At 52.6% G+C, this 6,168-nt stretch carries 3 protein-coding genes; all 3 read left to right on the top strand.

The annotated features are described in order from the left end of the window. Positions 1 to 322: 322 nt before the first annotated feature. The 3 genes from AB5H98_RS12305 (at position 323) to AB5H98_RS12315 (ending at position 5,721) form a co-directional block, all read left to right on the top strand. On the top strand, positions 323 to 1,168 hold the full coding sequence (locus tag AB5H98_RS12305) for a tyrosine-type recombinase/integrase (RefSeq protein WP_367926189.1): 846 nt from the start codon (positions 323 to 325) through the stop codon (positions 1,166 to 1,168). A gap of 381 nt (positions 1,169 to 1,549) precedes the next feature. Beyond that, positions 1,550 to 3,136 (top strand): hypothetical protein, encoded by a 1,587-nt coding sequence (locus AB5H98_RS12310; protein WP_367926190.1) that lies wholly within the window; start codon positions 1,550 to 1,552, stop codon positions 3,134 to 3,136. A 2-nt stretch (positions 3,137 to 3,138) separates the two neighbouring features. Next, positions 3,139 to 5,721 (top strand): S-layer homology domain-containing protein, encoded by a 2,583-nt coding sequence (locus tag AB5H98_RS12315; RefSeq protein WP_367926191.1) that lies wholly within the window; start codon positions 3,139 to 3,141, stop codon positions 5,719 to 5,721. The last annotated feature ends 447 nt before the right edge of the window (positions 5,722 to 6,168 follow it).

The following is a 6,168-nucleotide window of genomic DNA, read 5'->3' on the forward strand; positions in this document are numbered from 1 at the left end:
ATTTCATGCGTAAAGTGTAAATTATTTCCCTGTCTACTTGACGGGGAGCACACCAAAATGTCCCGAAGCGAACTGAGTGAAGTTTGCGCCGACGAGTCCCAAAGTGCCGGGTTTGGGGAGGCTCCCCAACAAGCATTTTCGCGGGTCCTTCGGTCCTGTGAAAATGGCAAGTGTGTTCACACTTGCATTGCTTGCCGGTAGCGCGCACCCCTGAAAATAGCTTGAAAATCAAGGGTTTGCGCTTTGCGGGAGTTTGGACGCATAGCGGTCTGTTTGCAAGGTAAAATATCGTTATCATCTTATAAACGGAGGAGTTTTCAAAATGGATGAACGAACCTTGACCTTGGAGCAGATCATGGCGTATGGCGGCTATCTTCGGACGGAGGAGCGCGCCCCCGGCACCATTGAAAAGTACCTGCGGGACGCGAGGAGCTTTGCCGTCTGGCTGGACGGCGCGCCGGTCACAAAGGAGAATGCGACTGGCTGGAAGGAGCAGCTGCGCGCCCAGGGCTATGCCCCGGCCACCATCAATTCCATGCTGGCTGCCCTGAACAACCTGTTCCGGTTTCTCGGCTGGAACGAATGTCACATGAAGTTCCTCAAAATCCAGCGCAAGCTGTTTCGGGACACGGCGCGGGAGCTGACCCGCACGGAGTATGAACAGCTGATCCGCACCGCAGAAGCACAGGGCAAGCACCGGCTGGCGCTGCTGATGGAAACCATCTGCGCCACCGGCGTGCGGGTGTCCGAGGTAAAATATCTGACCGTAGAAGCGGCCAGAACCGGATGTGCGGAAATCTCCCTCAAAGGCAAGATCCGCACCATTCTCCTGCCGAACAAGCTGTGCCGCAAGCTGCTGAAATACGCCAAGAAACAAAAAATCGCTTCCGGCGAGATCTTTCTCACCAAAAGCGGAAAAGGGCTGTCCCGCCGCCAGATTTGGGCGGAGATGAAGCGGCTGTGCGCGGCGGCGGGCGTGGAGCCGTCCAAGGTGTTCCCCCACAATCTGCGCCATTTGTTCGCCACGGCGTTTTACCGAGCGTGTAAGGATATTGCAAAGCTAGCGGACGTGCTGGGGCACAGCTCCATTGAGACCACCCGCATCTATCTGGTCACAAGCGGCACGGAGCACCGCAAGCAGCTGGACCGATTGGGGTTGATTGTTTAGGCATCACACAATCAACATTTTGACTACTAAATATGCCAAATGAAGTGATGTCTGTTTACATATTATAAGAGAATATTACCACAGTTCCTTATATTTTTCAAGGCGTTTCCAGTTGTGTGGCACAAAAAACGAGGCCGGAAAACAAAAAAATTTTACGGCCTTAAATTCGTGCGCCCTAAACGCGGTTTGCCCCCCTGTCCAAAGTGGAAAAGGCACCAGTGAATAGCGGTGGGCAGGTCCTCAAACCCAGGTGCAGATCACAAAATGTTGATTCTGTTTGCTGATGTAAGGAGGGGGGATGCGCTTGCACCATTTGTATTCCCATGTCTGTGGAGACAGGCAAAGCATCAATTTCCTGTACAAGAAGGAGGAAAAAAGAACATGAAAAAAAGATTGTTGTCCCTGCTGATGGCGATGTGCCTGATGGCGACGATGGTTCCTGCGGCGTTTGCTGCGGACACCGACCAGCCCGATACCATCACCCTGCCGAATGGCGAGGTGCGGGAGATTCCGACGGTGGAGTTTCCGGATGCTCCGGCGACGCTGGCCGAGATTGACAGCTCTGAGGTTGTAACAATCGACAGCGTATCAAAGTTTTTTGAGATCAATAAGCAGCCTACGAACTGGTATTCCGGTAAAACTTTCGAGATTACTGCGGATCTGGACTTTACCAATAGTCCCGCGCCTGCGGAGTGGGACGGTTACATTAAGTATTTTTACGGGAATATGATCGGTAAGAAAGCGGACGGTTCCGCACCCGTCATTTCCGGTATCCCCAACAACTGCGCACTGATTTATGGTATCGTCGGTGGCAGCATTCAGAACTTGACCTTTGATCATAAGGTAGATAACAGTCCTAATGAAAACAATAAGGAAAAGGGGTCTGCTTCCTTTATCACCTTTATGCCCACCAGAATGACCGGTGCCACCCAGCATCTCACCATGAAGAATATCACGGTGACAGGCGATATTACTCTGACCGGTTCGGATCAGTCCAACTATTCGCCCTTTATTTACGCTGCGCCGAGCGCTGGTCTGACCATGGAGAATTGCACCAACGATGCGAAAATCACCGGCAGCATCTATGGCAGCGTGTTCCACGGCTATTATGCGCTGTTTGTGGGCGAGTCCGCTCCTTATCAGTTCATCAACTGCGTCAATAATGGTGATGTTACCTTGTTATATGCCGGTATGTTCTTCGGTAACTCTTCCAGCTTGGAGGGCAAGGTAGGACGTAATGAGCTGTATCTGACGATTGCTGATTGCGAAAATAATGGTAAGATTCGTGGTACTGCTGGTGCAAGATATTTTGCGGCTCCGGTGTCTGAGTTTGGCAGCGGCATGGATGCCGTAGAAGATATGATCAAGCCTTTGGCAGACGGCGAACAGAGAGCAGAGACTCAGTCTCCCTATGCAATCGAGCCGGTAGTGCTCGGAGAGAAGGGTGCCCTCTATGAAGGTCACAGTCTGGATGGGTTTAGTGCTACGCTGAACGGCTATGACATTACGGTGAATTGCCCCTCTGACGCTGTTGAGAAAGAATCTGGTGTAGCTTACTACATGACTTCTGTGAGCACCTACGTCAATGCGTGGGATAGCTTCCAGAATATGTTCAACGGAACTGATCGCGTCACCGTATCTCAGAAAATGGCTGTCAATGACATTCAGAATAACAGCTTCCAGCCCACTCTTAAAGCATACGGCTTTGCGGATGATGGTGTTGGAACATATAAACTCACAGTATCTGGAGAAGATAGCTATAGGGTTTATACTTATAATGATGGTCTTTACTACCGCATTTCTAATGAAGCGGATGACAATGGATTTGCTAACTTTGTCTCCAACGAACTTGGCGAAAATGGACCGGTTGGCGGCGGAGCGAAGGACGCTGAAATTGTCACTGTCTCTGCTTTTAATAAAGACGGCATGATGGTTGACAGCATCACGTTGCTTCCCGAGGAGGCATGAGTATGAAGAAGATTTTTGCGCTGTGTATGTCTGCTGCGTTACTGTTGCAGACGTGCCCGGTAGCATTTGCGGCGAGTGCAAAGCCTCCTATTACAATGCAAGCGATTGCTACTGAAATGAAAATTGAAGATCAAGTCATTGAAGATAGTGCAGGTTCGCAAGTCACTGTTAAATATGACACGATTGGATCGGCAATGAAAGATATTGCTGATGGAGTTGTAACGGATGCAGATGGAATTGTATGCACTCTTGACAGCACGGAACCGTGTAAAATTTACATCAAACAGAGTACAAGTAGTGCAGCTTATGTAGAGCAAATTTCCGAGAAGGTCATCATTTCTGCGGATTCCATCGAGACTGCCGAAGTCTCAGATTCTGAGATCACGCTTCATTTTCAAGATATTGAAATCGCGGTGGATACAGGTAAGCAAGCGGTTCAAAATGCCATCACATTTTCCGGTGGTCTTGAAGTGCAGAGCGGTGCGAGCCTGACTTTAGGCAATAATGTGAATATTTCGCAGCACATCATCAACTACACATTCGGCAGCGATGTAGTTGTAGCCGGAGAACTGACGTTTGACGGCAACATGAACCATGATAGCAGTGTAATCTTTTCCGAGGGCGCTGCGCTGACGGTGCAGGAGACTGGTACTGCGTCTATTGGTCATGTCAAGGTATCAGGCGGTTCTGATGAACAGCCTTTGATCACCGTCGCAGAAGGCGGAACATTGAACGTCAGTGCGCCGGATATGGGCAGCGAAGGCGGAACGATTGAGGCGGCTGGAACAGCCATTCAGAACAATGGCGGCACCCTGAATTTGGGGTCTGGCACCATCAAGAGCACATCCAATGACAGCAGCGTGCCCGTCATTTCCTCTAATGGCGGTGAGGTAAACCTCAAGATCACGCAGGAAACGGATTCCCAAACCCCTCCGACAATGTCGGTTGAAGGCGCTCCTGCAATCAGTGTTACCGGCGATGCGACTTTGACGGTTGAAGAAGGCAGCATCAGCAACACAACCGGCGCTCCTGCCGTGACGGTTGGCGAGGGCGCAACTGTTGTGATCCCCGAGGATTCCAAGGCTGAGATCAAGAGCGAGGGCGGCAACGCTGCCATCGACTTGGCTCCCGGCGCAAGCGTCCAGCAGGGCGGCAACACCATTACCGTTGCTCCTGTCGAGGACGAGTCCGCTTCCAACTACGTGGACAACTTCGGCAATGTGGTTCTTACTTCCGGCGGCAAAAATGATAAGGGGGATATTCCCGCCAATACCGTCATCCAGCCGGACGGCACCGCAATCACTGGTAATAATGGTGTGCTTCCCGAAGTGGGAGACAATGGCAATGTAACCATCCCCGAGGGCGGCGCGACCATCACGAACCCGGAGGGCGATAAGGTCGAAGTCGGCAACGGTGCAGAGATCCCGTCCATCGTTATTGGTGTGAAGGATGCAGAAACCGGTAAGGTGGAGACCTCCAAGCGCATCGAGCTGGGTGACGGTACTCTGGCTCTGGAAACCGCTGTCTTTGATAGTGAGATCGATCTTAAGGATTACACTTGCACCGTGGCGAGCGATAAGGAGACTGTTGCGACAGCCGAACTTAAGGACGGCAAGATCGTTGTAACTCCTGTCAGCACTGGCACGGCTACCATCACCGCGACCTATACCAAGAATAGCGGCGCTGCGGAAGGCATTGCCCTGCTTGACGAGGGCGAAGCTACTGCCGAGAATGATCTGACCGCTACATTTACCGTCGAGGTTTACAAGGAATCTTCCGGCGGCGGTGGCGGCGGCGGTTCTTCCAGCAGCACCACCTATGCAGTTTCTGTGGAGGACAGCAAGAACGGCTCTGTTTCCGTCAGCCCGAAGCGCGCTGAGAAGGGCGACACCGTGACCATCACCGTGAAGCCTGACAAGGGCTATGAGTTGGACGAGCTGATCGTCACCGACAAGAACGGCGACAAGATTAAGCTAACCGAGAAGGACGACAATAAGTTTACCTTCAAGATGCCCGGCTCCAAGGTCACTGTGGAGACCAGCTTCAAGCTGATCGAGACTGAACCTGAGAACCCGTTCACCGACATCTCGAAGAGCGATTACTTCTATGATGCAGTTCTGTGGGCGGCGGACAAGGGCGTGACCTCCGGTGTGACCGATACCCTGTTTGCGCCGAACGCTTCCTGCACCCGCGCGCAGATGGTGACGTTCCTGTGGCGTGCTAACGGCTCTCCTGTCGTTGATTACGCTATGAACTTCACCGACGTACCTGCGGATGCGTACTACGCCGACGCGGTACGCTGGGCGGTTTCTAAGGGTATCACTTCCGGCACCAGCGCGACCACCTTTGCGCCGGATATGACCGTGACCCGCGCCCAGACCGTCACTTTCCTGTATCGTGCGGCTGGTACTCCGGCTGTCAGCGGCGGCAGCTTTGCCGACGTGGACGCGAATGCTTACTATGCTGATGCAGTAGCTTGGGCGGTTGCCGAGGACATTACCTCCGGCACAAGCGCAACCACGTTCAGCCCGGATGCAGCCTGCACCCGCGGTCAGATCGTGACGTTCCTGTATCGCGCTCAGTAACAGATCAATCAACGGGAAGTTCGGGGGCTTCGGCCCCCGGCTTCTCCAAGCCCTCCGCCTTTGTGGGGAGGGTTTGGAGAAGTTCAGAAAACAAAGAAAAATGAGCGGCTGCTCGTTCTGAACGCGGCAGGGTTTGATGCCTGCTATCTTGTGCCGGAACGAGGGATGACTATGGCAGCCGCCTTAGACTGACGCATGAAAACTGCATAGCTTTTTTCAGAAAGCCCGTAAAGGCCCAAAAGGTCTTTGCGGGCTTTTCCTTTGTCGGGTTATGGGGAGATTCTGAGAATACCCACGCATTTTGCAGTTTTCCCCAAGCATCGCCTATTCCCGGACACGATCCCCCTCTCTGCCCCCTTTTCCCCCAACGCCGTTCCGACAGTACGCCCCGCTTTGGGACAAAGTGGTGTGCTCCCCGTCAAGTAGACAGGGAAATAATTTACACTT

Source organism: uncultured Ruthenibacterium sp., assembly GCF_963558415.1.
Classification (GTDB): Bacteria; Bacillota; Clostridia; order Oscillospirales; family Ruminococcaceae; genus Ruthenibacterium.

Bases quoted from the DNA above. Each gene is read 5' to 3' on its own strand.
- AB5H98_RS12315 (WP_367926191.1), top strand. From the start codon at position 3,139: ATGAAGAAGATTTTTGCGCTGTGTATGTCTGCTGCGTTACTGTTGCAG.
- AB5H98_RS12310 (WP_367926190.1), top strand. From the start codon at position 1,550: ATGAAAAAAAGATTGTTGTCCCTGCTGATGGCGATGTGCCTGATGGCG.
- AB5H98_RS12305 (WP_367926189.1), top strand. From the start codon at position 323: ATGGATGAACGAACCTTGACCTTGGAGCAGATCATGGCGTATGGCGGC.